The sequence below is a fragment of the Methylobacterium indicum genome (genome assembly GCF_017347565.1).
Taxonomy (GTDB): domain Bacteria; phylum Pseudomonadota; class Alphaproteobacteria; order Rhizobiales; family Beijerinckiaceae; genus Methylobacterium; species Methylobacterium indicum.
The window spans coordinates 1,107,501-1,133,962 of the sequence record NZ_AP024145.1 but is presented as its reverse complement, the minus strand read 5'-3'; the positions used below and the strand labels follow the sequence as shown (position 1 = coordinate 1,133,962).

Sequence of the window (26,462 nt, the reverse complement as noted above, 5' to 3'; positions counted from 1 at the left end):
AACGTCGGAGAGATCGCGCCCCGTCAGGGCGCGACCGCGTAGGTGGCCTCGACGCTCGCCTCGACCGTCAGGGTGCCGGGCTCGACCGGCACCGCGAGGCCGCCCGGCACGCCCTTGGCCGCGAAGGCGCGGGCCTGCATCGGCATCGCAGCGCCCTGGCGGGGCGGCGAGACGAGGCTTTCGAGGCGGCCGAGCCGCAGGCCCGCGGCCTCGGCCAGGGTCTCGGCCTGGCGCTTGGCGTCCCGCACCGCGTCGGCCCGAACGGCATTCTCGGCCTGGCCGGGATCCGTCAGGCCGAAGGCGACGCCGCCGATCCGGTCGGCGCCGCCGTCGAGCAGGCGCCGCATCAGGGCGCCGAGGCGCTTGAGGTCGCGCACCCGGACGCTGACCGCGTTGGTGGCCTGATATCCGTCGGGCACGTCCCGCATCTGGCCGCCGGGGTCGCGTACCGTCTTGGTGGCGGGGCGCAGGGACACGGCGGCGGTGGCGAGATCCGGCCCGGTGATGCCGAACTCGCCGGCGAGCTCAACCACCTTGCGGGCGGCCGCCGAGTTCTGGTCCAGGGCGGCGGCGGGCGTCGCTCCCCGGCTCTCGACCGCGACCTCGACCGTGGCGAAGTCCGGCGCCACCTCGCGGCTCGCCCGCCCGATCACGCCGATGCGGCCCGGCGGCTCGTCGGCGAAGGCGGGTCCGGCGAGGAGGAGCGCGAGGAACCCGGCGGTCGCCGCCCTCACGAGCGGTAATCCCCGTTGATCTCGACATAGGCCTTGGTGAGGTCGCAGGTCCAGACCCGGGCCCGTCCGGCGCCGAGGCCGAGATCGACCCGGATCGTCACCGCGTCGCCGCGCATCGCCGCGGAGGCGGCCTCCTCGTCGTAGCCGGGATCGCGGGCGCCCTCGACGGCGACGCGCACGTCGCCGAACCAGATCGCCAGCCGGTCGCGGTCGGCGGGCTCGCCGGCCTTGCCGACCGCCATCACCACCCGGCCCCAATTGGCGTCCTCGCCCGCCACCGCGGTCTTCACCAGGGGGGAGTTGGCGATCGACATCGCGATCCGGTGGGCGGAGGCGTCGTCGGTGGCGCCGCCGACCTCGACGGTGACGAACTTGCGCGCGCCCTCGCCGTCGCGGGCCACCAGCTGGGCGAGCTCGGCGAGGAGGTCGTCGAGGGCGGCGGCGAACTCGGCCAGCGCCGGGTCCTCGACCGAGTCGACCGGGGCGTTGCCGGCCTTGGCGGTGGCGAACAGCATCAGGGTGTCGGAGGTCGAGGTGTCGCCGTCGACCGTGCAGCAGTTGAAGCTCGTGGCGACGCCCTTGGTCAGGAGCGCCTGCAGCACCGGGGCCGGCAGGTCGGCGTCGGTGAACACGAAGGAGAGCATCGTCGCCATGTCGGGGGCGATCATGCCGGCGCCCTTGGCGATGCCGTTGATCGTCACCGTGGTCCCGCCGATCGACACCCGGCGGGTGGCGAGCTTCGGGAAGGTGTCGGTGGTCATGATGGCGCTGGCCGCCTCGGTCCAGCGCTCGGCCCCGGGACCGGTGCGCCCGGCGCACTCGGCCAGCACGCCGTCGAACTTGGTCGCGTCGAGGGGCTCGCCGATCACGCCGGTCGAGGCGATGAAGACCTCGCCCGGGGCGCAGCCCGCGGCCTTGCCGGCGATCTCGGCGGTGAGCCGCACCGAGTCGCGGCCCTTGAGGCCGGTGAAGGCGTTGGCATTGCCGGAATTGACCACCAGCGCCCGGGCCGACTGGCCGCCGCGCAGGGTCTCGCGGCACCAATCGACCGCCGCCGAGGGGCATTTCGAGCGGGTGAAGACGCCTGCGGCCCGGGTGCCCGGATCGAGCAGCACCAGGAGCACGTCGGTGCGGCCGCGGTAGCGGATGCCGGCCTGCGCGGTGGCGAGGCGCACGCCGGCGATCGGCGGCAGGGCAGGCTGGTGCTTGGGCGCGAGCGGCGAGACGGGATGGGACATGCAGGGCTCCGGTCCGCCGACGCCGCGTCATCCGCGCCGGCGCGGCGGTGTTGCCCCGCCGAGGTGGCCTGCGTCAACCGGGCCCGCCATGGATCCGCCGATACGGTTGCAGGCAAGGTTGTGCAGGCCGGAGTTGCGTTGCCGGCTTCCGGTCGACGGTCGGCGTCGTTTGCCCCTCGTACGGAGGGGCGAAGCGCAAAAATCGAACCTTACGTCCGCGCCGAGTTCCATTATCTAGAGTTGCGCCATATCATCTAGAGGATAGATGGTTCGGTCGCGCCGCGGCGCGCACCGCCCGCTACCCGGAGGTTTCCGCTTGGCCCACCCGCAAGTCCTTCGCGACATGGCGCTCTTCGTCGAGGTCGCGAAGCGGAAGAGTTTCAGCCAGGCCGCCGTCGCGCTCGACGTGCCGATCTCCTCCCTCTCGCGGCGCATCACCCAGTTCGAGACCGCGATCGGCCTGCGCCTGCTCGACCGGACCACCCGCAAGCTCGTCCTGACCCCGCACGGCGAGGCCTATTACGAGCAGGCGACGCGCCTCGTGGAGGAGGCGCAGCGCACCTTCGACGAGCTGATCGCGCAGGCCAAGGGGCCGAGCGGCCTGCTCAAGATCGCGGCGCCGCCGGACCCCTGGGTGATGCACCACCTCTCGGCCGTCGCGGCGGATTATTCCCTGCGCTTCGACCAGGTGCGGGTTCACCTCGACCTCTGGCCCCATCTCGTCGACCTCGCCCAGGACGGCTACGACCTCGCCCTCGCGGTCGGGATGCCGCGGGAGACCTCGATGATCACCCGCAAGGTGGCGGAACTCGAGAACGGCCTCTTCGCCGCCCCCGACTACCTCGACAGGGCCGGCAGACCCAACGCCCCGGCGGACCTCGCGCGGCATCAGGCGGTGGTGGTCGGAGCGCCGAGCGCCTCGAACGCCTGGCCGCTCCAGTCCGACGACCGGACGGTGTCGGTCTCGGTCGGCGCCACCGTTTCCAGCAACTCTCAGGCGATGGCCCGGCGCTTCGCCGCATCCGGCCGCGGCATCGCGCTCCTGCGGGTGATCGACGTCGAGCAGGACGTCGAGGACGGGCGCCTGGAGCGGGTGCTGCCGGATTGGCGCGGCACTCCGAGCCCGGTTTCCATCGTCACCACCTCCCGGCTGCTGCCGGCCAAGACCCGCAGCTTCATCGCCTTCGCCTCGCGCCACTTCGCCGAGCAGCTGGCGCCCCGCGGCATCACCCTGGACGAGGCCGAGCTCGCCGCCCTCTACGACGCCCAGGAGGCGTGACGCGCGCCGCCCACCCGTGCTTTAGCGGGGTCATGCCGAGGGCCGGCCGTGGATGAGGTGTGGCGGATGACGGATCTCTCGACCCTCGCCTATGCCGGCGGAACCCTGGTCGTGGCCGCACCGGCCGGCCGCGTGACGGCCGATCTGCCGGCCTCGCGCCGGGCGCTGCCGCCGGACGAGGTCGCCCGCATCGCCCGCTTCCTGCAACCACGGGACCGGCACGAGCGCGAGGCGGCCCATGGGCTCCTGCGTCATCTCGTCGGCGGCCATCTCGGCCGCGACCCCGCCGAGATCGTCCTGGCGCGGGATGGCGACGGCCGGCCGTTCCTGCCCGGACGGTCCGACCTGGACGTGAATCTCAGCCATGGCGGCGGCTGGGTTGCCGTCGGACTGTCGGCGGAGGGACGAATCGGCGTCGATGTCGAGGGAGCGGCCCGGCCGGTGGATTGGGACGGGGTCGCGCCGGTCTTCCTGCACCCGGCGGAACTCGACGCCTATCGCGGCCTGCCGGCGGGCGCCCGACCACGGCAGGCCCTCGAACTCTGGTCGGTGAAGGAAGCCTTCCTGAAGGCGACCGGCGAAGGGCTGATCGCCGAACCCCGTTCGGTCCGGCCGATCGCGGACGGCACGGCTTGGCGGCTCGCCCGGGCCGGTCTGTCGCTGCGGGCCGAGTCGCGGCTGCTGTCCGATGGCGCGCGGCTCGCCTGGGCGGTCGAGGAGGGCGCGCACGACGCGAGGGTCGTCGTCGGTTGAGAAAAGCCGCCTTCGCCACCTGAAACGGGCGTCGCGTCACGAGGGCGGTCGATCACCGAACCAAGGCCGCTCTCAAGCGCCCATAAACGCGCCGGCACCCTCCATCGTCATCGCACGCCGCAAAAGCGGATCATGCGATGACGATGGAGGGTGTCGGCGCGAGTGGCAGATCGAACGGCTGTCTGGAGCGAAGCGTGTCAGACGTAGGCGTTCATGCCAGCGTTCGATTGCGGGAAGCGCTCGGCCAGCGCGCGGCGAAGCTTCTCGAGGGCACGGTTCTCGATCTGGCGGACGCGCTCCTTGGAGATGCCGAGGCGATGCCCGAGGGCTTCCAGGGTCGCCTGATCCTCCGCGAGGCGCCGCTCTTGCAGGATGCGCAACTCGCGCTCCGACAGGACGGTGAGGGCTTGACGGAGCCACGTCAGGCGCCGCTCGCCGTCGACGGCATCGGAGACGGTCTCGTCGGGGAGGGGGGCGTTGTCGACCAGGAAGTCGACCCGCTCGGCCGAGGCGTCGCCATCGTCGCCGATCGGGGCATTGAGGGACATGTCGGGGCCGGAGAGGCGGGCATCCATCAGCGCCACGTCATCGCGGGAGACGCCGATGGCGGTGGCGATGCGGCGGTGGATCTCGTCGCCGACGCGCTCGTCGGTCGATTGCATCAGCCGCGCGCGCAGGCGACGGAGATTGAAGAACAGGGCCTTCTGGGCCGAAGAGGTGCCGCCGCGGACGATCGACCAGTTGCGCAGGATGTAGTCCTGGATCGAGGCGCGGATCCACCAGGTCGCGTAGGTCGAGAAGCGTACCTCCCGCTCCGGCTCGAAGCGGGCCGCGGCCTCCATCAGGCCGACATGGCCTTCCTGAACGAGATCGGCCATCGGCAGGCCGTAATGGCGGAACCGGCCCGCCAGGGCGATCACCAGACGCATGTGGGCGGAGATCAGCCGGTGCAACGCCCGCTCGTCGCGGTCGTCCTTCCAGCGGACGGCGAGACCGCGCTCCTCTTCCCGCTCGAGGAACGGCGCGTCCATCGCGACCCGCACGAACTGCCGACGTATGCCTGCGATTTCCGCCATCCCCGCCTCCGCCACGTTGGTGAGCGCTGTGTGTCGCGATGTGGCCGGGGCGCGGCATGGAGCGCGCCCGTTGCACCGCAAGGCCTGCGACAACGGCACGAGACGGTCATCGGTTCCCGCATTGCGAAAAAATCCTGCGGGGGCACGATTCCGTCGTGGGCACGACGATGGCGGCGGAGCGCCGGGTGGAGTGCCGTCGGACTGATCGGGGGAGGGCAGCCGTTCTCGGCTCGGCGGGAGGATGGCGCGCGCGACGACGGTCGGAAAACGCGAAAGCCCGGCACTAGGCCGGGCTTTCGTTTCATCTCGATGCAGGTGGGGACGTTCAGGCGGCCTCGGCCTCGTCCTGGACGTCCTCCCCGTCGGCCTCTGCCTCGGCTTCGGCGCCCTTCGCACGGCGCGGCGACTTGGCGAGGCTCTGCTCGATGAGCTTGAGCGACTCGGTGTCGGTGATGCGGTTCACCGCCGCGATCTCGCGCACGACGCGGTCGAGGGCCGCCTCATAGAGCTGACGCTCGGAATAGGACTGCTCGGGCTGGGCGTCGGAGCGGTAGAGGTCGCGCACCACCTCGGTGACGGCGATCAGGTCGCCGGAATTGATCTTCGCCTCGTATTCCTGGGCGCGGCGCGACCACATCGTGCGCTTGACCCGGGCGCGGCCGGTGAGCACGTCGAGCGCCTTCTTGACCAGTTCGGGCTCGGCGAGCTTCCGCATGCCGACCGAATTCGCCTTGGCGGTCGGGACCCGCAGGACCATCTTGTCCTTCTCGAACGACACCACGAACAGCTCGAGCTTGTAGCCGGCGATCTCCTGCTCCTCGATGGCCGTGATGCGGCCGACGCCGTGAGCCGGATACACGACCGCTTCGCCGGTCTTGAAACCCTGCCGGGCAGCTGTCGTCTTCTTGGCGGTCGTCATGCGGGGGTGGCCTCCAGGTCACCGTTCGCGGCAATGTCCGCGACCGGATCATTCATCCGGGTCAGGGCGCCCGGCGAAAAATACGCGCCTGCCGGACGTTCCCGAAGGAGCGCCCGCCAGTCCCTGTCAAACCATAGCTAAGGAACGTCCGAACGCGCCGCAGGCGGGATAGGATCCACCACGGCTGGTCGCATGCCCCGTCGCCCCATCGATGAAATCCCGCTCGGTGGTCGAGGGCAGCACGTCGGACGTAAGCGACGGCAATCAGGAAGCTAGCACGAAGAGGCCCTAAAATCAAAAAAATTCAGGCGCCCGGCGTGGAGACGCGGGCACCTTGCACCATCTTTCACCAGCTTGGCGATGCAATTGCAGGGCGGCCATGCGACGAGGGAAGAGGTTTCTTCCCCGCAGCCGCCGCCCGGCGTCAGTCGCTCTCAGTCGCCCGAGCCCGGGTTGGCCGAGAAATGCGCCTCGAGCTTGCCGGTCTTGCCGTCCCACTCCTTGGCGTCGGCCGGCGCGGGCTTCTTCTGGGTGATGTTCGGCCAGCCCTTCGCCATGTCGGCGTTCAGCTTCAGCCAGCTCTCGAGGCCCGGCTCGGTATCGGGCTTGATCGCCTCGGCCGGGCACTCGGGCTCGCACACGCCGCAATCGATGCACTCGTCCGGGTGGATGACGAGCATGTTCTCGCCTTCGTAGAAGCAGTCGACCGGACACACCTCCACGCAGTCCATGTACTTGCACTTGATGCAGTTGTCGGTGACGACGTAGGTCATGGGCCGGTGAAACCTCGACAGCGGAGAGGGCGCTCGCGCGCGGCGCCCGGACGTATGGGGCGGGCCTTAGACCCGGCCGGGCGGGCTTGCAAGCCGAACCGTGGCAGGGGACGTCGCGTTGCCGCCCGGCGTCGCCTTCCCGTCACGCTTTCGGGCCTCAGCCGGCTCGGCCGGCGAGCGACCCGCCCGCCGGGTCGTCTCCGGGATCCGCGGACAGGTCCGTATAGAGCCCCCGCGCCTCGGGCGCCGGGCCCCGGCGCACACCGAGGTCCCGAACCCGCACCGCTGCCGTGACGTGCTGGGCCGCGACGGTGACCACGTCGCCCACCGCCAGGGCCTTCGACGGCGCGTCGGCGCGCTGGCCGTTCACCCGGACGTAGCCGTCCTCGATCAGGCGAGCAGCCAGCGAGCGCGTCTTGGCGAAGCGTGCGAACCACAGCCACTTGTCGAGCCGCTGGCGGTCCTCACGCATCGCCGGTCACCGTGGGCCGATCATCGCTTGTCGCCGTCCCGCGACTCCATCTGCGCCTTGAGGGCGAGGAGCTTGGCGAAGGGCGAATCCGGGTCCGGGGCGCGCTCGCGCCGCGGCGGCCGGGCGTCGTGCATGCCGCCGCGGGGAGCGCCGTCCCGGCGGTCCTGCGGCGGACGATTGCCGTCGCGCCCGCCCGGATGCGGACCGCGCGGGGGACGCCCGTCGCGGGCGCCGCCGCGGTTCTCGCCGCCGCGACCCTCGAAGCGACCCTCGGGCCGACCACCCTCGCCGGCGGCACGGTTCTCCGCCGGGCGCCGGTCGCCCCAGCGCTGCCCGTCGCGCGGGCCGGAGCGGTTCGCCCGCTGCTCGCCTTGCGCGCCCTCGCCGCCCTCGGGACGCTGGTCCTGGCGCGGGACACCGCGGAATCGGTCGCGCTGCTGGCCCTCGCGCGGGCCCTGGCCGTCCTGCGGGCGGCCGCGGCCCTGGTGACGCGGGGCGTGGTTGCGCTGGTGGCGGTGCATCCGCCACACCTCGATCACGACCGGCTCGGCCTCCGCGGCGGCCTCGCCGCTCGCCTGTTCCGGGGCGGTCTCGCCGGGGACCTCGGCGTCCGCAGCATCCGGCGCCGTCTCGGCGGCCGCGACCGACTCCGCGACGTCGGCATTCCCCTCGGCCTCGGGCGCCGCGGTCACGACGTCCTCGACCTGAGTCTCCTCGACCGCGCGGTCGTCCGGCTTGGCTTCTTCGGCGGAAACGGCCTCCTCCGGAGCGGCCGCCTCGGCGGGCGACTCCCCGGTCTGCGCCGCGGCCTCGACAGGAGCGTCGGCGGTCTGAGCCTCCTCGGGCGCCGCCTCGGCGGATACGGCCTCGGGCGCCGGGTTGCCGTGGTCGAAACCGTCCTGGGCCTCGGTCTCCCGAGGGGCGCCCTCCTGCTCCGCGGCCTCCTGTGCCGGCTCGCCGGTCTCGCCGTCCGTCCCTGTCTCGGCGGTCTTCGGCTGCACCGGCACCGTCGGGGCGGACGGACGCAGGGCGACCGTGATGGCCGGGCCGGGCCGGCGGTCGACGACGTAGCCCAGCGACTTCAGGATGGAGGCGAAATCCTCGCCCGAGCAGCCGACCAGCGAGGTCATGCCGACGGTCGGCACGAAGCCGTCCTTGTCGGCGGTGCCCGGAGGCGGCTCGCCCGGGGTGGTGCCGGGCACGTAGGCGATCGCCGGGCGGATCAGGTCGGCCAGGCGCTCGAGGATGTCGACGCGCACCGCCCGGCCGCCGCAGACCCGGAAGCCGGCGGCGCGGTAGAGGCCCTTGGCGATCTCGGGATCGACCGGCATCGAGGTGCGGCCGGAGCCGGCGAGATGCGCGATCTCGTCGAGACCGCGCTGGTCGAGGCCGCCATTCTGCAGCGCCCAGAGCTGCGCCGCCAGCGTGCGCGGCGCGGGCTTCAGCAGGGCCGGCATGGTGATGTGGTAGGCGCCGAAGCGCACCCCGTGCTTGCGCAGGGCCCCGCGACCGTCCTGGTCCAGGCTGCGCATCTCGTTGAGGACCTTGGCGCGCTCCAGCACGCCCAGCGCCTCGGCGACCTGGAAGCCGATGCCGCGGGCGAGCCCGGTCAGGTCGGCGGCGGTCTCGAGCTCGAGGGCCGGACCCAGCAGCCGCACGATGTGGGCCTTGAGCCAGGCGTCGAGGCGGGCCTCGACCTTCTCGCGGGCCGCACCCGCGAGCTGCTCGTCGGCGAGCAGCCGCAGGCCCGGGGCGTAGAGCTTCTCGCCCGGGACCAGCTTGGCGACCGGGTTGCCGGTCCAGCGGATCGTGCCGTCGTTCGAGAGCACCAGAGCCGCGTCCGCCGCGGCGGCGAACCGGTCGGCCCGCGCCTCGATCTCGCTCGCCAGCGCCTTCTCGGCGGCGCTGCGCAGGGTCTTGGCTTCCTGGCCCTCGGCACCGGGATCCGGCACGAACTGGAATCCGTGCAGGTGGCCGACGTGCTGTCCCTCGACCGTCACGTCGCCGCCCGCGGTGATCTCAGCTTCCAACATGGTATTCTCTCTCAGGCGCCGCATCAGCACGCTGGTGCGCCGATCGACGAATCGACTCGCCAGCCGCTCGTGCAGGGCGTCGGACAGCCTGTCCTCTACCCGACGCGTCTCGCCCTGCCAATGCTCCGGGTCGGCGAGCCAGTCGGGTCGATTCGCCACGAAGGTCCAGGTGCGCACATGGGCGATGCGTTGCGACAGGGCGTCGATGTCCCCGTCGGTGCGGTCGACCATGGCGACGTGCTGGGAAAACCAGTCGACCGGGATCCGCCCGGCCATGCCGCGCATCAGGAAGCGGAAGAGCTGGGCGATGAGGTCGGCATGGGTCTGGATCGCCGACTTGCGGTAATCCGGTACGCCGCAGACCTGCCACAGCCGCTCTACCGCGCTGCGCGACGTGGCGTAGTCGCGGATGTCGTCCTCCTTGGCGAGGAGATCGAGGGCCGCCTCGTCGTCGCCGGTCGGCGCCCGGGTGAGCCCGCGCTCGCTCGGGTGCTCGCCGAGGCTGCGGCGCAGCGCGTCGACCGAGCGGAAGTCGAGGTCGGGATTGCGCCATTGCAGCATCCGCAACGGCTCGAAGGTGTGGCTCTCCAGCGCCTCGACCATCTCGGCGTCGAGGGCCGGGCACCGCCCGGTGGTGCCGAAGGTGCCGTCGCGCAGGTGGCGCCCGGCGCGTCCCGCGATCTGCGCCATCTCGGACGGGGAGAGGTCGCGAAAGCGCGTGCCGTCGTATTTGCGGTTCGACGCGAAGGCGACGTGGTCGACGTCGAGGTTGAGCCCCATCCCGACCGCGTCGGTCGCCACCAGGTAATCGACCTCGCCGGACTGGTAGAGCTCGACCTGGGCGTTGCGGGTGCGGGGCGACAGCGCGCCGAGCACCACCGCGGCGCCGCCGCGCTGGCGCCGCAGCAATTCGGCGATGGCGTAGACCTCTTCCGCCGAGAACGCCACGATGGCGCTGCGCTGGGGCAGGCGCGAGAGCTTGCGGCTGCCGGCGAAGCTCAGCTGCGACAGGCGCGGGCGGGTGGTCACATGGATGCCCGGGATCAGCGCCTTGACCAGCGGCTCCATCGTGGCCGAGCCGATCAGCAGCGTCTCCTCGCGGCCGCGCTGGTGCAGCAGGCGGTCGGTGAAGGTGTGGCCGCGGTCGCGGTCGGCGCCGAGCTGGATCTCGTCGATGCCGACGAAATCGACCTCGTTGTCCCGCGGCATCGCCTCGGCGGTGCAGATCCAGTAGCTCGGCCGGTTCGGCTTGATCTTCTCCTCGCCGGTGACGAGGGCGACCCGCTCGGGACCGACCCGCTCGACCACGCGATGATAGACCTCGCGGGCGAGCAGCCGCAGCGGCAGGCCGATCATGCCGGTCGGGTGGCCGAGCATCCGCTCGATGGCGAGGTGGGTCTTGCCGGTATTGGTCGGACCGAGCACCGCCGTGGCGCCGCGCAAGCGGGCCTGCGGTGAGAGGGAGCGGCGCGTCATCGGGCTGGGCTGAGGTCCTCGGGGCCGGGGGCGGAACCGGGTTCTCCGGGGACCTGGCGGGAGGCCCTCCGGCGGCCCTGGCGAAGGGCTCCGGCGCGGCCGCCGCGTCGTGTCGGGCTTCACGGCGCCGAGGATCGCGCCGCGGCCCCGTCAGCGCTCCGGGCCGCGACCGTAGGGCGGGCGCGGCCCGAGCGGCGGCCTCCCTCCATATGGGGCGGGGGCGTACCGATCGCCATATGGCGGCGGCCGATCGCCGTAGGGGTCCGGCGCCAGGCCGGGGGCGATGACCTCGATCCGCGTGCCGGCCGCCGGCCCGGGTTCGAGATCGGCGCAGAGCGTATCCGGCACCGCCGTGAGCGGGCCCGGCGGGTTGGGCCCGACCGTGGCGGAGGAATAGGCGTCGCCGCCGCAATCGGGCCCGTTCGCCAGGGCCGGGAGCGGCGCGATCAGCAGGAGCAGGAGGGCGAGCGTGCGCATCGGCGCTCAGCGCCCGTCCGTCGGGGGCTCCGCAGTCTGGGCGGCGGCCTGCGCGACCGCCTCGGCCGGCCCTTGCCCGCTGCGCGACCAGCGCGTCGCCTCGATGATGTTGAGGCCGAGCTGGGTCCGCACCGCGATGCGCAGGGGCAGCAGCACCCGCGTCCCCTCGACGGGGGCGAGCCACACCGACATCTCGGTGTTGTCCTCCATGAACTTCACCCCCGGCCGGTCGGGCCGGTGGCCGGCGATCGGCTGGTAGCGGGCGTTGCAGACCAGGATCGGGCCGGCATAGCCGGGCTTCTGCACGCTACGGGTCTCGCCGTAGCTCAGCACGACGTTGAACCGGCTCGCGCCGTCGAAGACCGGGATGGTGCGGTTGCAGTTCTGCGGGTCGATGAGCTCGCCGCGCCCCTGGGCCGGCATCATCAGGGCGCTCACCGGGTCGATGACGCCGCGCTTGTGCACCTCGCTGACGGTGACCCGCTCGGGGTCGGGCACCAGCGGGGGGGCGATGTCGGAGGCCACCACGTTGCCGCGGGCGAGCGCCATCCGCACGGTGATCGAGGCGCTGGCGCTGTGGGACGCGAGCGCGAAGGCGGCCGGAACCGGCTTGGCGGTCACCGTGCCGCTCGCCCGGCCCGAGCCGTAGCCGCCGGTGATCGCCCCGACGAGCCCGGTGAGCCGGGCGCTGACGTCCATCGTGTAGCGCTGGCCCTCGACCGCCCCCGTCACCTGCGCGGTGCCGATCGGCACGCCGGCCAGCATGATGCCGTAATCGACCGTGACGGCGGTCTCGCCGGCCTTCGGCGCGCGGCTCCGCGCGGCCTTGGCCGGGCTCGCCTCGCCGGCCGGCAGGGCGAACGCCGCCGCCAGGGCCAGCGAGAGGAGGGCCCTGGTCGGGAGAGCGGCCTTGAGGAAGGAGGCCTTGGGGAAAGAGGCCTTGGAACGCATGCGGGAACCGATCTCGATCGCCGTCGCCTGCCGCCGAGGAGGCGGGGAGAATCTGTCCCTATCGTGGCGCGGTTAGGGTTAACGGATCGTCTCCCCGCGGGATCGCGGCCGGCCGTGGCGCGTCCAGGTGGAGAGACGCGTCACCAGGGCGACGAGCTCTCCCTGCCGCGCAAGGCCGAGCACGGCGTTGATCGCCTTGAGGTGCGTCCGCACCGTCGCGATGCCGAGCCCGAGGGTCTCGGCGACGTCGGACGGGGCCAGGCCTTGGCCGACCAGTTCGGCGACGCGGGCCTGGGCCGGGGAGAGGCCGAGCTGCCGGAGCTGCTCCGCGATCCCGACAGGAGCGGACGGCGCGGTGTCGCGCAGGAGCAGCATGATCCCGTGCCGGGTTCCCGCCGCGGCCGACAGGGTGTCCGCCGTCGGCCCTCGGCCGCGGATCGGCACGGCGTCGAGATGGAGCGGTGGACCGCCCCGCGCCCGGGCGAGCAGCAGGGGCCCGCTGGACCGGCCCATCGCTGCCGCCGCGAGCAGCGCGGCGAGCCGCGGCCGCTCGGCCGGTCGCGTCGCGGTCGGGCGCCTGTCCCGGCCGAGTTCGAGACCGTCGCCGAGGAGGTGGCGCGCCGCGGCGTTGACGAAGCGGGCGCGGCCGAGGCCGTCGAGCAGGATCAGACCCGTTTCCAGGTGCTCGATCGCGTCCTCGAGGTCGCCGGCGCGGCGCTGCGCCTGGGCGAGCCGCGCGTTCACGCCGAGCGCCCGTGCCAGATGCCCGGAGACCAGCTCCACCCGCCGCAGCTCGTCGGCCTCGAACATGCCGCGGCCGAAGCCGCGCAGGATCGACACCGACGTCAAGGCGCCGTCGCCATCGGCAATAAACCGGAAGGCCCCGAAGCCGAGGCCGTGGCGGCGGAGGAAGTCCTGGTAGAACGGGTCCCGGGCCATCTCCTCCGGCGTGAACAGCATCGCGTCGGTGATGAGCAGGCCGGGCCGAGGAGCATCCATGCGGTGGCAGGCCACGACGCGGCTGTCGTAGCGCGACCAGCCGGCCGCGTAGTCCCGGCTGGCCTCCGCCAGCGTGTCGGCGACCACGAGGGGGATGGCCTCCCGGGGATAGACGGGAATCAGCAGGGCTCCCACCGAGGCCGTCGCCTCCGATACCCGTCCGAGGGCCGTGGGCCAGTATTCGGGATCGAGCCCGGCATCGTAGATCGCATCGATGCAGGCCAGGAGACGGGTATCGGTCATGACGGACCCTGCACGCCCGATCATCTGTTCGCGTGCGTGGACGGGCCCGGACTCGCACAGTCGCTCGGTGCATCCAGGGATGCCGGTGCCGTCCCGGACAATCAAGCCCTTGATGCGGGCTCCTGAACCGACGCGCCGCTCCTTCCCGTTCCCAACGACAACGGAACGCTCGATCTTGCGGCTCGCATCACCGGGCGGGACGGCCCGGCTCCGCGTCTCGCCGGTCCTTCGCCCCGCCTGCCGCTCGCGGGACGGCGGTGCCGTTCTGGGCCCGGGTCCCGGGCGGCAATCGGAGGCTCTTGCCTTGACGGGACCCGCCTTCTCCTTCTATAGGCGCGTGCTTTCCAGGGACTTCGCGGGGTCCGGTTCAGGCCGGGGTGCGCTGCACACCCGGCTCTCGCGTTGCGTGGTCCCTCGCCGAACGAAGACCAGTTGAGGATTGAAGACCATGTCGCGTCGCTGCGAGCTCACCGGTAAGGGGGTGCTCACCGGCCACCTCGTGAGCCACTCGAACCACAAGACCAAGCGCCGGTTCCTCCCGAACCTGTGCAACGTCACCCTGCTCTCGGACACGCTCGGCCGCTCGGTGCGCCTGCGCGTCTCGGCGAACGCCCTGCGCACGGTCGAGCACCGCGGCGGCCTCGATGCGTTCCTGATCAAGGCCGGCGAGACCGACCTGTCGCAGAACGCCCGCCTGCTGAAGCGCGAGATCGAGAAGAAGCTCGCCGAGGCGGCCTGATTTTTTTCGCGTTGGAGGCGCCCGGCGCCTCCTTCGTCAGGCAAGACCCATGAAAAACCCCCGGATGCGCCAAAGGCGCCCGGGGGTTTTTGTGCTTGATGCATGGTTGTCGATGACACCGTTCATCCCATCCACGACCTCATCCTGAGGTGCGACTGAAAGGAGCCTCGAAGGAGGGCTCCATGAATCGCGGACATATCTGGAGCCTCCTTCGAGGTCAGTCCATCGCAGACGGACTGACGCCTCAGGATGAGGTTTACGGGTGGGATAGTACGGGATGGCTCTATCGCCGCCCACCCGCCGCCATCCGGCGCGCCGGCGCCCGCCCGCCGCCATCCTCCTCGAACAGTTCCGCCAGCTTCTCGGTCATCACGCCGCCGAGCTCCTCGGCGTCGATGATGGTGACGGCCCGGCGGTAGTAGCGGGTCACGTCGTGGCCGATGCCGATGGCCAGAAGCTCCACCGGCGAGCGGGTCTCGATCTCGTCGATCACGTAGCGCAGGTGCCGCTCCAGGTAGTTGCCCGGATTGACCGACAGGGTCGAGTCGTCGACCGGGGCGCCGTCGGAGATCACCATCAGGATGCGGCGCTGCTCGGGCCGGCCGAGCAGGCGCTTGTGGGCCCAATCCAGCGCCTCGCCGTCGATGTTCTCCTTGAGCAGGCCCTCGCGCATCATCAGCCCGAGATTCTTGCGCGCCCGGCGCCACGGCGCGTCGGCCGACTTGTAGACGATGTGGCGCAGATCGTTGAGGCGCCCCGGGGTCGGCGGCTTGCCCGATTGCAGCCAGGCCTCGCGCGACTGCCCGCCCTTCCAGGCCCGGGTGGTAAAGCCGAGGATCTCGACCTTGACGCCGCAGCGCTCGAGCGTGCGGGCCAGGATGTCGGCGCAGGTCGCCGCGACCGTGATCGGCCGGCCGCGCATCGAGCCCGAATTGTCGAGGAGCAGGGTGACGACCGTATCGCGGAAATTCGTGTCCTTCTCGTGCTTGAACGAGAGCGGCTGGTAGGGGTCGATCACGACGCGCACGAGGCGGGCCGGATCGAGCTGGCCTTCCTCCAGGTCGAACTCCCAGGCGCGGTTCTGCTGCGCCAGGAGCCGCCGCTGCAGGCGGTTGGCGAGGCGCCCGACCACGCCCTGGAGATGGGCGAGCTGCTTGTCGAGGTAGGAGCGCAGACGCGCCAGCTCATCGGCGTCGCACAGATCCTCGGCGTGGATGACCTCGTCGTATTTCTGGGAGAAGACCTTGTAGTCCGGTCCCCGCGGTTCGTTGGCCCGCGGGCCCGGCGGGCGCCACGACTCGGAAGCCTCCTCCGAATCGGCGTCCTCGGCATCTTCCGGCAACTCGCCCGACGGCGCGTCGGCAGCCTCGGTGGCGCCTTCCTCGATCTCGTCGGAGGCCTCGTCCGAGACCTCCATTTCGGCCCGGTCGCCCTGGCTCTGCTGCTCGGCCTCGCCCTCGCCGGCCTGCTGCTCGTCGGACTCGGCCTCGTTCTCGTCGTCGTTCTCCTCGTCGTCGGGGTCGAGGGGGGCCTCGTCCGCCATGTCGAGGGAGGAGAGGAGGTCGCGCACCGAGCGGGCGAAGGCGCGCTGGTCCTCGAGGTTGCCCATCAGGCCGTCGAGGTTGCGTCCGGCCCGGTCCTCGATGAACTCGCGCCACAGCCCGACGATGCGTTGCGCGGCCTGCGGCGGTGCCTGGCCGGTCAGGCGCTCGCGCACCATCAGGGCGACCGCATCTTCCAGCGGCGCATCGGCCCGGTCTGTGATTTCCTCGTATTTGCCGCCGCGGTGGTAGCGGTCCTCCAGCATCGCCGTGAGGTTGCCGGCCACGCCCGCCATGCGGCGCGAGCCGATCGCCTCGACCCGGGCCTGCTCGACGGCATCGAACACCGCGCGGGCGGCGGCGTTCTCGGGCGCGAGGCGGCGGTGGACGGTGTTGTCGTGGCAGGCGAGGCGGAGCGCCATCGAATCGGCGTGGCCGCGCAGGATCGCGACGTCGCCGGGGGAGAGCTTGCGCGGCGGCTCGGGCAGGCGGGCCTTGTCGCCGGTGAGCGCCGGCCGGTCGGTCGCGAAGGTGACCTCGATCTCGGCCTTGCGGGCGATGGCCCGCAGCGTCCCGGCCACCGAGCGCTTCAGCGGCTCGGCGACGGACTCGCGCTTCTCGCCGGGCTTGCGGTTGGAGATGGACATGGCGCGGCTACTTCTTCAGCGAGTCGAGGTCGAAGGGGTGCAGCATCGAGGCCTGCCGCACGAGCGCCCGGGGGGCACGATCGCCGTCCCGGCCGGGCCGGCTCCGCTGCGCGGGCACCTTGACGGGGCGCTCGCGCAGGGGAGCCGGGCTCGGCCGGCAGACGATGGGTCCGGCGCCGTCAGCTCAGCGCGACGTTGACCGCGCTCTCGGGCAGCTCCTTGCCGAAGGAGCGCTGGTAGAACTCGGCCACCAGCGCGCGCTCCAGCTCGTCGCACTTGTTGAGGAAGGTGACACGGAACGCGAAGCCGATATCGTTGAAGATGTCGGCGTTCTCGGCCCAGGTGATCACCGTGCGCGGGCTCATCACGGTCGACAGGTCGCCGTTGATGAACGCGTTGCGGGTGAGGTCGGCCACGCGCACCATCTTGTTGACGATGTCGCGCCCGCCCTCACCGCGGTAATGCGGCGCCTTGGAGAGCACGATGTCGACCTCGCGATCGTGCGGCAGGTAGTTGAGCGTGGTCACGATCGACCAGCGGTCCATCTGACCCTGGTTGATCTGCTGGGTGCCGTGATACAGGCCCGAGGTGTCGCCGAGGCCGACCGTGTTGGCGGTGGCGAACAGGCGGAAGCCGGGATGGGGCCGGATCACCCGCTTCTGGTCGAGCAGCGTCAGGCGGCCCGACACTTCGAGCACGCGCTGGATCACGAACATCACGTCCGGCCGGCCGGCATCGTACTCGTCGAAGACAAGCGCAACGTTGTTCTGCAGCGCCCAGGGCAGGATGCCGTCCTGGAAGGCGGTGACCTGCTTGCCGTCCTTGAGCACGATCGCGTCCTTGCCGACGAGATCGATGCGCGAGACGTGGCTGTCGAGGTTGATGCGGATGCAGGGCCAGTTCAGGCGTGCCGCGACCTGCTCGACGTGGGTGGACTTGCCGGTGCCGTGATACCCGGTGATCATCACCCGGCGGTTGCGGGCGAAGCCCGCCAGGATCGCCAGGGTGGTCTCGCGATCGAACAGGTAGTCCGGATCGAGATCCGGCACGTGCTCGTCGGTGGCCGAGAAGGCCGGGACCTCGAGATTCGAATCGATCCCGAACACCTTGCGCACCGAGACGGTCGTGTCCGGGAGTGCGGGTGGCGTGTCTTCAGCAAGCATACGGAGCCTCGTCGGGGCAGGCCGGCCCGGCATGGGCGGCCTGCGAATGTCGCGACGGCGCGGAGGAGACCGGCGGGCGCCGCTTGTCCTTAAGCTGCGGGGGAAGCCGGCGCAAACGTGCCTGACCCGGATATATGGGGCAGGCGCCGCGTTTCGACCCCCCCTTCGCAACGGATCAGGGATGCGAGATCCGTGCCCGGCGCAGGGCCGATGCCGGCCTCGCGTCCGGGGCCGGCCTCAGCACAGGCCGGCGCCCCGCAGGGTGTCGTGCGCCTTGATGATGTCGCGCAGGCGGTCCTCGAACGAGCGGTCGCCGCCGTTGGCGTCGGGGTGGAAGCGCTTCACCAGCACCTTGTACTGCGCCTTGATGGCGGCCGAATCGGCGCTCTCGTCGAGGCCGAGCACGTCGAGGGCCTTGCGCACCGGGGCCGAGTACCGCGGCGGCGGCGGTTCGGCCCGGGCACGGCGCGAGGCGGCAGGGCCCGCGCCCTCGCCGCGCAGGATGCCGAGGGGGTCGACGTAGTCCCAGTCGCGCTGTGGGGCGTCGGGCTTCGCACCGGTCTTTCCGCCGGGATTGACGCCCATCGCCCAGGTCGGCCGGTGCCCGATCACCGCGTCCTTCTGGTAGGCCTGGACGGCCGCGTCGTTCATCCCGTCGAAGTAGTTGTAGGACGCGTTGTACTCGCGCACGTGCTGCATGCAGAAGCGCCAGTACTGGCCCTCCTGCTTGCGCCCCTTGGGCGCCTTGTGGAGCCCCGGCTGGGTGCAGCCCGGCCGGTCGCAGGCCGGACCCTCGGCCTTCTTCGGCTCGTCGCACGAGGGCCGGATGCGGATGCGGTCGAACAGGGGCGAGTTCAGATCCATGACGGGGCGATTATGAGGGGCGGGGGGGCGGGCACAAGGGCTCCGGGCCTGATGCCGCAGGCGGAACCGGACGGCTTGACGGGGGATGCCCGCTCCGGTCACTCGAACCCAAGCAGGTTAAGGACGGGTGCGCGATGAGCCTGGGAGACTGGATCAGGACGACGCTGGAGGAGCGGCTGGCGCCGACGGCGCTCAGCGTCGTCGACGAATCACACCAGCATGCCGGCCATTCCGGCTGGCGGGAAGGCGGGGAAACTCACTTCCGGCTGGATGTGGTGTCGGCGGCCTTCGAGGGTAAGAGCCGGGTCGAGCGCCACCGCATGGTGAACGCGCTCCTCGACGACGCCTTCAAGCGCGGGCTCCACGCCCTGGCGCTGCGGGCGCGCACGCCGGGGGAGGCGGGGTAGGGCCCGGCTCCATCCCTCCTGGATCGACGGCGTTCGGCCGCTCGAAGGCCGGTTTTCGTGGCGCAAAGGCGTACACGGCCGTCGCCGCCAGCAGTGCCAGCCCATAGGCCAGGAAGAGCCGGCCGTAGACGGCATCCGGCGCCAGCCCGCCGGTGCCCAGAACGAACGCGGCCGAGAGCCCCTGCACGGCCGCCGCCCCGCCCATGAAGACGATGTTCATGAAGGCGACGCCGCGCCCGAGCAGATGGGCGGGGAAGAACCGCCGGGCATGCGCCATCAGGATGCCGTAGCTCAGGCCCGCCGCGCCGGTCAGCGCCAGGAGCACGACGGCCAGCGCCGTCGAGCTGCCGCCGAACAGGCCGAGGACCGAGAGCGCCAGCCCGGTCACGAGGCAGCCCGCTAAGGCCGTCCGCTTCGGATCGCGCACCAGCCGCTCGAGCGGCCCGTACCCGATGGCGCCGGCCGCCATGGCGGCGCTCATCGCCAGCGTGCCGTTGCCGCGCTGGAGCGGGTCGAGGCCGTGAACGGCGCCGAGATAGGACCCGACCCAGAGCGAGCGGGTCGCGATGACGACGGCATAGCTCACGAACACGACCGGGAAGACCGGCCACAGGGCCCGCATCCGGGCCACCTCGGCAAAGCCCCGCCAGATCGAGGTCTTGGTCGGACCCTTGCTCGGATCGGAAAGTCGCGGCGGATCCTCGATCAGCCACAGGACCAGCCCGGCCGCCGCCAGGGTCACGAGGGCGAGGCCGACCAGGATCGTCCGCCAGCCGAAGGCGTGGCTCGCGAGCGCCAGCGGCGTGGATCCGAGGAGGTCGCCGCTGGTGCCGAGCCCGATCATCACCGAGGACAGCATGGCGAAGCGCTCGGGCGGGTAGGACCGCCCGAACAGGTAGAGCCCACCCATCAGGGCCGGCGCGCAGCCGAGCCCGATCAGCGCCATCGCGGCGGCGGCCTCGGCAAAGCCCTGCGCGAGGCCGAGGAGCCCGGCGCCGAGGGCCGCCAGCACCAGGAATCCCGCCACGGTGCGCCGCGGCCCTACCCGGTCGAGGAGAAGGCCGGTCGGCACTTGACCGATCGCGAAGGCCAGGAACCAGCCCGCCGAGAGCAGTGCGAGATCGGACGCCGCAAGGCCGAGATCGGGCCCGAGATCGGGCGCGACCATCGCCAGGAAGCCGCGGTCGAACTGGCTGATCGTGTAGGCGAGCAGCAGGACCAGGAACGCCGTCATCGGAACGCCGTCATGGTCCTGCGATCCTCGTCCGTTACTTGATGCGCTCGAGCACGCTGACGTAGTTCGCCACCGCGACGCCGCCCATGTTGAACACGCCGGCGAGCGTCGCGTCCGGGATCTGCATCCCGCCGGCCTCGCCGCAGAGCTGCATCGCCGACAGCGCGTGCATCGAGACGCCGGTGGCGCCGATCGGGTGGCCCTTGGCCTTCAGCCCGCCCGACGCGTTGACCGGCAGCTTGCCCTCCTTGGTGGTCCAGCCCTCGCGGATCGCGTCGGCGCCGCGGCCCTCCTTGGTCAGGCCCATCGCCTCGTACTCGATGAGCTCGGCCACCGTGAAGCAATCGTGAGTCTCGACCAGCGACAGGTCGTCGAGGGTGATGCCGGCCTGGTCGAGCGCCCGGGCCCAGGCGGCGGCGGCGCCCTCGAACTTCAGGACGTCGCGCTTCGACATCGGCAGGAAGTCCTGCGCGTGGGCGTTGGCCCGGAAGGCGACGGCGCGGCGCATGCGGAGCGCCGTCTCGGTGTCGGCGAGCACGACCGCCGCGGCGCCGTCCGAGACCAGCGAGCAATCGGTGCGCTTGAGCGGGCCCGCCACGAACGGGTTCTTGTCCGACTCGGTGCGGCAGAACGCGAAGCCGAGATCCTTGCGCATCTGCGCGTAGGGGTTCTGGACGCCGTTGTGGTGGTTCTTGGCGGCGATCATGGCGAGCGCGTCGGACTGGTCGCCGTGACGCTGGAAATAGGCGCCTGCGATGTTGCCGAACACGCCGGCGAAGCCCGCCGGGTTGTCGCCGTCCTCCGGGAGGTAGGAGGCCTTGAGGAGGGTACGGCCGATCTCCGGGCCGGGCGTGCGGGTCATCTGCTCGACGCCGACCACCAGCACCACCCGGGCGCGCTTGGCCTCAATGGTCTTGATGGCCTGGTGCACCGCCGCGGAGCCCGTGGCGCAGGCGTTCTCGACCCGGGTCGCCGGCTTGAACCGGAACCCGTCATCGGCCTGGAGCACCAGGGAGGCGGTGAAGTCCTGCGGGGTGAAGCCGGCATTGTAGTGGCCGAGCACGATCTCGTCGACGTCCTGCGGGCCGATCCCCGCATGGGCCAGAGCCTCGTTGGTGACGCGGACGATCAGGCTCTCGACGGTCTCGGAATCGTGCTTGCCGAACGGCGTGTGGCTCCAGCCGACGATGCAGGCGGTCATGCGTGTCTCCTCCCATCTTTGCGGCGCACTCTGCGCAACGGGAGGCCGGCCGGCAAGCGCCGCTCACGCATCCTCGGCGCGGAAGCGCGCATAGCCGGAGGCCCGCAGGGAACAGGCCGGGCAGGTGCCGCAGCCATGGCCCCAAGGGTGCAGGGCACCGCGCTCGCCGAGGTAGCAGGTGTGGCTCTCGCGCACGATGAGGTCGACCAGGGCCTCGCCGCCGAGGTCCCGGGCGAGCCGCCAGGTCTCGGCCTTGTCGATCCACATCAGCGGCGTGTGCAGCACGAAGCGGCGCTCCATGCCGAGGTTGAGCGCGACCTGGAGCGCCTTGATCGTGTCGTCGCGGCAATCGGGGTAGCCCGAAAAATCCGTCTCGCACATGCCGCCGACGATGTGGCGCAGGCCGCGGCGATAGGCCAAAGCCGCCGCGAAGGTCAGGAACACGAGGTTGCGGCCCGGCACGAAGGTGTTGGGCAGCCCGCCCGACTCCATGGCGATGGCGGTTTCCCGGGTGAGCGCGGTCTCCGACACCTCGCCGAGCGCCGCGAGGGACAGCGTGTGGTCCTCGCCCAGGCGCCCGGCGAAGGCCGGGACGATCCGGGTCATCTCGGCGCGCAAGCTGGCCCGGCAATCGAGCTCGATGCGGTGGCGCTGACCGTAATCGAAGCCCAGCGTCTCGACATGGCCGAAGCGCTCGAGGGCCCAGGCGAGGCAGGTGGCGGAATCCTGTCCACCGGAGAACAGGACCAGGGCGCCGTCGGGGGACGTCGTGCGGGCGGGGGACGGCATGCGGGCTCCACGCGAAAGGGGGCGGCCCCGCTGCCGGAGCCGCCCCCTGTATAGGTCCCCGATGGCGCCGAGCCTACCGGCCCCGCGAGCGGACCATTACTGGCCCTGCGCCTGGCTCGCCTTCTTGTTGGCATTGTGGTGGCCGACCGCGCAACCGGCCGCCGCGCCGGCCTTGCCGTGCCCGACCACCTTGCCGGCCAGCCCGCCGACGATGGCGCCCTTGATGCAGCCCTTGGCCTCGGCCTGGTGCGGGACCGCGACGGCGCCGAGCGCGAGGAGGCCGGCGGCGAGGAGGGAAGCGGAGCGGATCATGGTGATCTCCCGTGTCTCTTGTGATAAACTCAACCGTTGATCGGGCAACGTGTTCCGAGACGCGGTTCGCTCTGCGGCCGGCGTTGACGACCCGCCCGGTCGCGTCTATAGACCGCGGATCGCGGACCTGCGGGCTTTCGTCCGGCGGGTTGCCCGTGCTTCCATACCCTGACACGCGACGCCACGATCCCGCCGGGATCGCTCGGGCCTCGCTTTGAGAATGAGGAACGCCGATGGCCAACACCGTGTCGGCCAAGAAGATGACCCGCAAGATCGCCAAGCGTACGGCGATCAACCGCTCGCGCCGCAGCCGCATGCGCACCTTCATCCGCAAGGTCGAGGAGGCGATCGAGGCCGGCGATCATGGCACCGCCATGACCGCCCTGCGCAGCGCCGAGCCCGAGATCATGCGCGCGTCCCAGAAGGGGATCGTGCACAAGAACACCGCGTCTCGGAAGGTCTCGCGCCTCGCCGCCCGCGTGAAGGGCCTGCAGGCCGCCCAGGCGTAACGCGCGCCAGCGCAACGCTTCGCCGCGGATCCGCGTCGCGCCGACGGGCGCACGGGATCCGGGGACCGAGAGGAGAACGCCCGGCCGCCGTGCCGGGCTTTTTCGTGTCTGGACAAGTGTTTTCCGGATCCGGGTTGTCGCTGAGCCGTCCGCCGACTAACGTTACGGCAGGACGCCAGCCCGAAAGTCCCGCCCGCATGGTCACCCGCGTCGCCACCGTCGCCTTCGAGGGAATCGAGGCGCGCGCCGTCGACGTCCAGGTGCAGATCACGCCCGGCGCCGTCGCCTTCACGGTGGTCGGGTTGCCCGACAAGGCGGTGGCCGAGTCCCGCGAGCGGGTGCGCTCGGCGCTGATCGCCTCCGGCCTGGCCCTGCCGGCCAAGCGCATCACCGTCAACCTCGCCCCCGCCGACCTGCCCAAGGAAGGCTCGCACTACGACCTGCCGATCGCGCTCGGCATGATGTGCGCCATCGGTGCCCTGCCGGCGGATGCGCTCTCGGGCTATTGCGTGCTGGGCGAGCTCGCGCTCGACGGCAGCCTCACGGCGGTGGCGGGCGTGCTCCCGGCCGCGATGGCCGCCAATGCCCGAGGGCTCGGCCTGATCTGTCCGGCGGCGAGCGGCCCGGAGGCCGCCTGGGCCGCCGGCGACATGGACGTGCTGGCGCCGCGCTCCCTGATCCAGCTCGCCAACCATTTCAAGGGCACGCAGGTGATGGCGCGGCCGGTGCCGGCGGTGGCCGCCCCGGCCGGTGTGCTGGCGGATCTGCGCGAGATCAAGGGCCAGGAGGGTGCCAAGCGCGCGCTCGAGATTGCCGCGGCCGGCGCGCACAACCTCCTGATGAACGGCCCGCCGGGCGCCGGCAAGTCGATGCTCGCCGCACGCCTGCCCTCGATCCTGCCGCCGCTCGGCCCCCGCGAGCTGCTCGAAGTTTCCATGATCCAGTCGGTGGCCGGCACGCTGAAGGACGGCGCGCTGTCGAACCGCCGGCCGTTCCGGGCACCGCACCACTCCGCCTCAATGGCGGCGCTCGTCGGCGGCGGCCTCGGCGCCCGGCCCGGCGAGGTCTCGCTGGCGCATGGCGGCGTGCTCTTCCTCGACGAATTGCCCGAGTTCAACGGCCAGGTTCTCGATTCCCTGCGCCAGCCGCTCGAGACCGGCAACGTGATGATCGCCCGGGCCAACCACCGGGTGACCTACCCGGCCCGGTTCCAGTTGGTGGCGGCGATGAACCCGTGCCGCTGTGGCCAGGCGACGGAGCCGGGCTTCGCCTGCCGGCGCGGGCCCAACGAGCGCTGCGTCGCCCAGTACCAGGCCCGGCTCTCGGGGCCGCTCCTCGACCGGATCGATCTGCAGATCGAGGTGCCGGCCGTCACTGCCGCCGACCTGATCCTGCCGCCGCCCGAGGAAGGCTCGGCGGAGGCCGCCGCCCGGGTCGCCGCGGCGCGCCTCCTGCAGGAGCGGCGCTACGCCGAGGCCGGCCAGCCCGCCGGCACCACCAACGCCTCCTGCCCGGCGACGCTGATCGAGGAGGCCGCGCGTCCCGACGCGGAGGGGATGGCGCTGATCCGCGACGCGGCCGACGCGATGCGGCTCTCCGCCCGCGGCTTCCACCGGGTGCTGCGCGTCGCCCGGACGCTCGCCGACCTCGACGGCGAGGCGCGGGTACGCCGACTCCACCTCGCCGAGGCGCTGTCCTACCGCAGCCGGGCCGACCGCCGTCCGGCCGCCGCCTGACGGGCAAGGTCAACGACGCGTTATCGTCGTTCGTCCGATGCTGTCGGTCGAACGAACCTGCGGCTCAACGACTTTCCCAACTCATCTTTCAGGTCCGCGGGACTAACCTCGGGCGGAATGCTGGAGGATGCGGAATGGTGTGGCTCGGCGCGGCGATCGGTCTTCTGGCTCTCGCCTGGCTCGCGGCGCGCTGGAGCGGCGAGCAGCGAAGCCGGCACGACGGCGAGGTCGAGCGCCTGCACGACCTCGTCTGGCGCACCTCCGAGAGCGAGGAGCGCTACCGCAGCCTGGTCGAGGCGCAGATCGAGCTCGTCGTCCAGCGGGATGCCGAAGGGCGCATCACCTTCGCCAGTGCGGGGTTCGCCGCGCTCCTCGGTACCGTTCCGGCCGCGCTCCTGGGCACCACCCGGGAGGTCGAGGTGGTGGAATCCGGGGAGATGCGCCGGCGGGCCGACGGAGCTCGCCTGGTCGATCTCGCGATCCGACCGGTCGGAGGCGATACCCCGCGCTGGTTCGCCTTCGTCGAGACCGTGACGACGGGGCGCGACGGCCGGCCCGAGGTGCTGCGCGCGGGCCGCGACGTCACCGACCGGGTGGAATCCGCCCGCGTCCTGGAGGAAGCGCGCAGCCGTGCCGAGGCCGCGAGCGTGGCGAAATCCCGCTTCATCGCCAGCGTCAGCCACGAGTTCCGCACCCCGCTCAACGGCATCATGGGCATGGCCGACCTGATGCTGGAGACGCCCCTGAGCCCCGAGCAGCGCACCTATGCCGAGGCCGTGAAGACCTCCGGCGAGGCCCTGCTCTCGCTCATCGACGGCATCCTCGACTTCTCCAAGATCGAGGCCGGCCGCCTCGACCTCGCGGCCGAGCCCTTCGACCCGGCGGCCCTGGTCGAGAGCGTGGTCGAGCTTCTGGCGCCCCGTGCCCAGGACAAGGGTCTCGAGATCGCCGCCGACATCGAGACTCTGCCGGCTGTGCTGGTTGGCGACGCCGACCGGGTGCGGCAGATCCTGATCAATCTCGCCGGAAATGCCGTGAAGTTCACGGAATCCGGCGGCGTCGGCGTCACCGCCGCCTGGGGGCCGGAGGGGCTGACCCTCGCCGTCCACGACACCGGACCGGGCATCCCCGAGGACCGCCTGCCGGTGCTGTTTCAGGAGTTCGAGCAGGGCGACGGCAGTGCCAGCCGCCGCCACGAGGGTACGGGACTCGGCCTCGCCATCACCACGCGTCTCGTCGAGCGCATGGGGGGCCGCCTCGTCGTCACCTCGCGGCCGGGCGAGGGGAGCTGCTTCCGGGTACATCTCCCCCTCCGATCCGGCGCCGAGGAGGTCCGGTTCGATGCTCCGAGCCTCGCCGGTCACAATGTTCTGGTGGTCGCCGCGGCCGCCTTCGAGGCGCCCTACATCGCGCGCCGCCTCGGACGGGCCGGTGCCGACGCAGCGGTGGTCGAGAGCGAGGCGGAGGCTCTGGCGGCCCTGTCGGCGGAGACCGTCTACACGGCGGTGATCGCCGACCGGGCGCTCGGCGACGCCGCGGTTCGCCGGATCGCCGCTGCGGCCCGTCAGGCGGGGGTCGGTCGCAGCATCGTCCTGTTGTCACCCTTCGACCGGCGCGATTTCGGCTCGCCCGCCGCTGCGGGTTTCGATCGCTACCTCGTCAAGCCGGTCCGTCTCGCCTCGCTCCTCGCCCGCATCGCCGAGCCGGCGCCGCCGCGGGCCGTGGCACCACCGGTGCCGAGAGGACCGGTTCGGTCCACCTCCTACCGGCCGCGGGTGCTTCTGGCCGAGGACAACCCCATCAACGCGCTTCTGGCGACCAAGGCCCTGGAACGACTCGGCGCCGTCGTGATCTGGGCTCGCGACGGGGCGGAAGCGGTGACGCGGCTGCAGGAGGC

Annotated in this window: 24 protein-coding genes (1 of these 24 only partly in view); 7 read left to right on the top strand and 17 right to left on the bottom strand. The window is 71.7% G+C overall.

Annotated features, from left to right (window positions below):
• Positions 1-23: 23 nt before the first annotated feature.
• On the bottom strand, positions 24-734 hold the full coding sequence (locus tag miv_RS05150) for an SIMPL domain-containing protein (RefSeq protein ID WP_207181719.1): 711 nt from the start codon (positions 732-734) through the stop codon (positions 24-26).
• Positions 731-1,972: a bifunctional glutamate N-acetyltransferase/amino-acid acetyltransferase ArgJ gene (gene argJ, locus miv_RS05145; protein WP_048428623.1), complete on the bottom strand. Its 1,242-nt coding sequence runs from the start codon at positions 1,970-1,972 to the stop codon at positions 731-733. Before argJ ends, miv_RS05150 begins: the two co-directional genes overlap by 4 nt.
• Positions 1,973-2,288: 316 nt before the next feature.
• Here argJ and miv_RS05140 point away from each other — a divergent pair, with 316 nt between their 5' ends.
• The gene (locus miv_RS05140; RefSeq protein WP_207181717.1) at positions 2,289-3,251 is read left to right on the top strand and encodes a LysR family transcriptional regulator; all 963 of its coding nucleotides are present in this window, start codon (positions 2,289-2,291) and stop codon (positions 3,249-3,251) included.
• Positions 3,252-3,299: 48 nt separating this feature from the next.
• Positions 3,300-4,004, top strand: coding sequence for a 4'-phosphopantetheinyl transferase family protein (locus miv_RS05135; RefSeq protein ID WP_244276231.1), 705 nt, complete (start codon positions 3,300-3,302; stop codon positions 4,002-4,004).
• Positions 4,005-4,201: 197 nt separating this feature from the next.
• Here miv_RS05135 and miv_RS05130 read toward each other — a convergent pair whose 3' ends face one another.
• From miv_RS05130 to miv_RS05095, 8 genes are all read right to left on the bottom strand, one after another.
• Positions 4,202-5,080, bottom strand: a complete 879-nt coding sequence (locus tag miv_RS05130) for an RNA polymerase factor sigma-32 (RefSeq protein ID WP_048428626.1) — start codon at positions 5,078-5,080, stop codon at positions 4,202-4,204.
• 325 nt (positions 5,081-5,405) lie between these two features.
• Positions 5,406-5,999, bottom strand: coding sequence for a CarD family transcriptional regulator (locus tag miv_RS05125; protein WP_048428627.1), 594 nt, complete (start codon positions 5,997-5,999; stop codon positions 5,406-5,408).
• Positions 6,000-6,433: 434 nt separating this feature from the next.
• Positions 6,434-6,772 carry a ferredoxin FdxA gene (fdxA, locus tag miv_RS05120; RefSeq protein ID WP_048428628.1) on the bottom strand — a complete coding sequence of 113 codons (339 nt, stop codon included), beginning with the start codon at positions 6,770-6,772 and terminating at the stop codon, positions 6,434-6,436.
• Between the two features lie 157 nt (positions 6,773-6,929).
• A complete protein-coding gene (locus miv_RS05115; RefSeq protein ID WP_207181715.1) occupies positions 6,930-7,244 on the bottom strand; it encodes an RNA-binding S4 domain-containing protein in 315 nt (104 codons plus the stop codon).
• A 20-nt stretch (positions 7,245-7,264) separates the two neighbouring features.
• Complete coding sequence (locus miv_RS05110; protein WP_207181713.1) at positions 7,265-10,753, bottom strand: helicase-related protein; 3,489 nt, start codon at positions 10,751-10,753, stop codon at positions 7,265-7,267.
• 150 nt (positions 10,754-10,903) lie between these two features.
• A complete protein-coding gene (locus miv_RS05105) occupies positions 10,904-11,230 on the bottom strand; it encodes a hypothetical protein (RefSeq protein ID WP_048428631.1) in 327 nt (108 codons plus the stop codon).
• 6 nt (positions 11,231-11,236) lie between these two features.
• Entirely contained in the window at positions 11,237-12,181 is a 945-nt protein-coding gene (locus miv_RS05100; RefSeq protein WP_207181711.1) for a DUF3108 domain-containing protein, read from the bottom strand.
• A gap of 78 nt (positions 12,182-12,259) precedes the next feature.
• Positions 12,260-13,423 (bottom strand): helix-turn-helix transcriptional regulator, encoded by a 1,164-nt coding sequence (locus miv_RS05095; RefSeq protein WP_207181709.1) that lies wholly within the window; start codon positions 13,421-13,423, stop codon positions 12,260-12,262.
• A gap of 448 nt (positions 13,424-13,871) precedes the next feature.
• Between miv_RS05095 and rpmB the strand changes: the two genes are divergently transcribed.
• Positions 13,872-14,162, top strand: coding sequence for a 50S ribosomal protein L28 (rpmB, locus tag miv_RS05090; RefSeq protein WP_048428632.1), 291 nt, complete (start codon positions 13,872-13,874; stop codon positions 14,160-14,162).
• A gap of 283 nt (positions 14,163-14,445) precedes the next feature.
• Here the strand turns inward: rpmB and cobT are convergent, their stop codons facing one another.
• The 3 genes from cobT to miv_RS05075 all read right to left on the bottom strand — a co-directional run bounded on the left by cobT (position 14,446) and on the right by miv_RS05075 (position 18,377).
• Entirely contained in the window at positions 14,446-16,350 is a 1,905-nt protein-coding gene (cobT, locus tag miv_RS05085) for a cobaltochelatase subunit CobT (RefSeq protein ID WP_207181707.1), read from the bottom strand.
• Between the two features lie 179 nt (positions 16,351-16,529).
• Positions 16,530-17,513, bottom strand: coding sequence for a cobaltochelatase subunit CobS (gene cobS / locus miv_RS05080; protein ID WP_048428634.1), 984 nt, complete (start codon positions 17,511-17,513; stop codon positions 16,530-16,532).
• A gap of 237 nt (positions 17,514-17,750) precedes the next feature.
• Positions 17,751-18,377 (bottom strand): J domain-containing protein, encoded by a 627-nt coding sequence (locus miv_RS05075; protein ID WP_058617410.1) that lies wholly within the window; start codon positions 18,375-18,377, stop codon positions 17,751-17,753.
• 134 nt (positions 18,378-18,511) lie between these two features.
• Here miv_RS05075 and miv_RS05070 point away from each other — a divergent pair, with 134 nt between their 5' ends.
• Positions 18,512-18,784: a BolA family protein gene (locus miv_RS05070; RefSeq protein ID WP_048452134.1), complete on the top strand. Its 273-nt coding sequence runs from the start codon at positions 18,512-18,514 to the stop codon at positions 18,782-18,784.
• Here miv_RS05070 and miv_RS05065 read toward each other — a convergent pair.
• The 4 genes from miv_RS05065 to miv_RS05050 form a co-directional block, all read right to left on the bottom strand.
• Positions 18,726-20,018, bottom strand: coding sequence for an MFS transporter (locus miv_RS05065; RefSeq protein ID WP_207181703.1), 1,293 nt, complete (start codon positions 20,016-20,018; stop codon positions 18,726-18,728). The genes miv_RS05070 and miv_RS05065 overlap by 59 nt on opposite strands.
• A gap of 34 nt (positions 20,019-20,052) precedes the next feature.
• Positions 20,053-21,219: an acetyl-CoA acetyltransferase gene (locus tag miv_RS05060; RefSeq protein WP_207181702.1), complete on the bottom strand. Its 1,167-nt coding sequence runs from the start codon at positions 21,217-21,219 to the stop codon at positions 20,053-20,055.
• 63 nt (positions 21,220-21,282) lie between these two features.
• A complete protein-coding gene (gene queC / locus miv_RS05055) occupies positions 21,283-22,008 on the bottom strand; it encodes a 7-cyano-7-deazaguanine synthase QueC (protein WP_207181701.1) in 726 nt (241 codons plus the stop codon).
• Positions 22,009-22,104: 96 nt separating this feature from the next.
• A complete protein-coding gene (locus tag miv_RS05050) occupies positions 22,105-22,320 on the bottom strand; it encodes a glycine zipper 2TM domain containing protein (RefSeq protein WP_048430443.1) in 216 nt (71 codons plus the stop codon).
• A 233-nt stretch (positions 22,321-22,553) separates the two neighbouring features.
• Between miv_RS05050 and rpsT the strand changes: the two genes are divergently transcribed.
• From rpsT to miv_RS05035, 3 genes are all read left to right on the top strand, one after another.
• On the top strand, positions 22,554-22,829 hold the full coding sequence (gene rpsT, locus miv_RS05045; protein ID WP_048430444.1) for a 30S ribosomal protein S20: 276 nt from the start codon (positions 22,554-22,556) through the stop codon (positions 22,827-22,829).
• Positions 22,830-23,026: 197 nt separating this feature from the next.
• Positions 23,027-24,565: a YifB family Mg chelatase-like AAA ATPase gene (locus tag miv_RS05040; RefSeq protein WP_207181700.1), complete on the top strand. Its 1,539-nt coding sequence runs from the start codon at positions 23,027-23,029 to the stop codon at positions 24,563-24,565.
• Between the two features lie 134 nt (positions 24,566-24,699).
• Positions 24,700-26,462 carry the 5' portion of an ATP-binding protein gene (locus tag miv_RS05035; protein WP_207181699.1) on the top strand. The gene runs 256 nt beyond the window's last position, so 1,763 of the gene's 2,019 nt are visible here — the first part of the coding sequence; it begins with the start codon at positions 24,700-24,702; its stop codon lies off the right edge, out of view.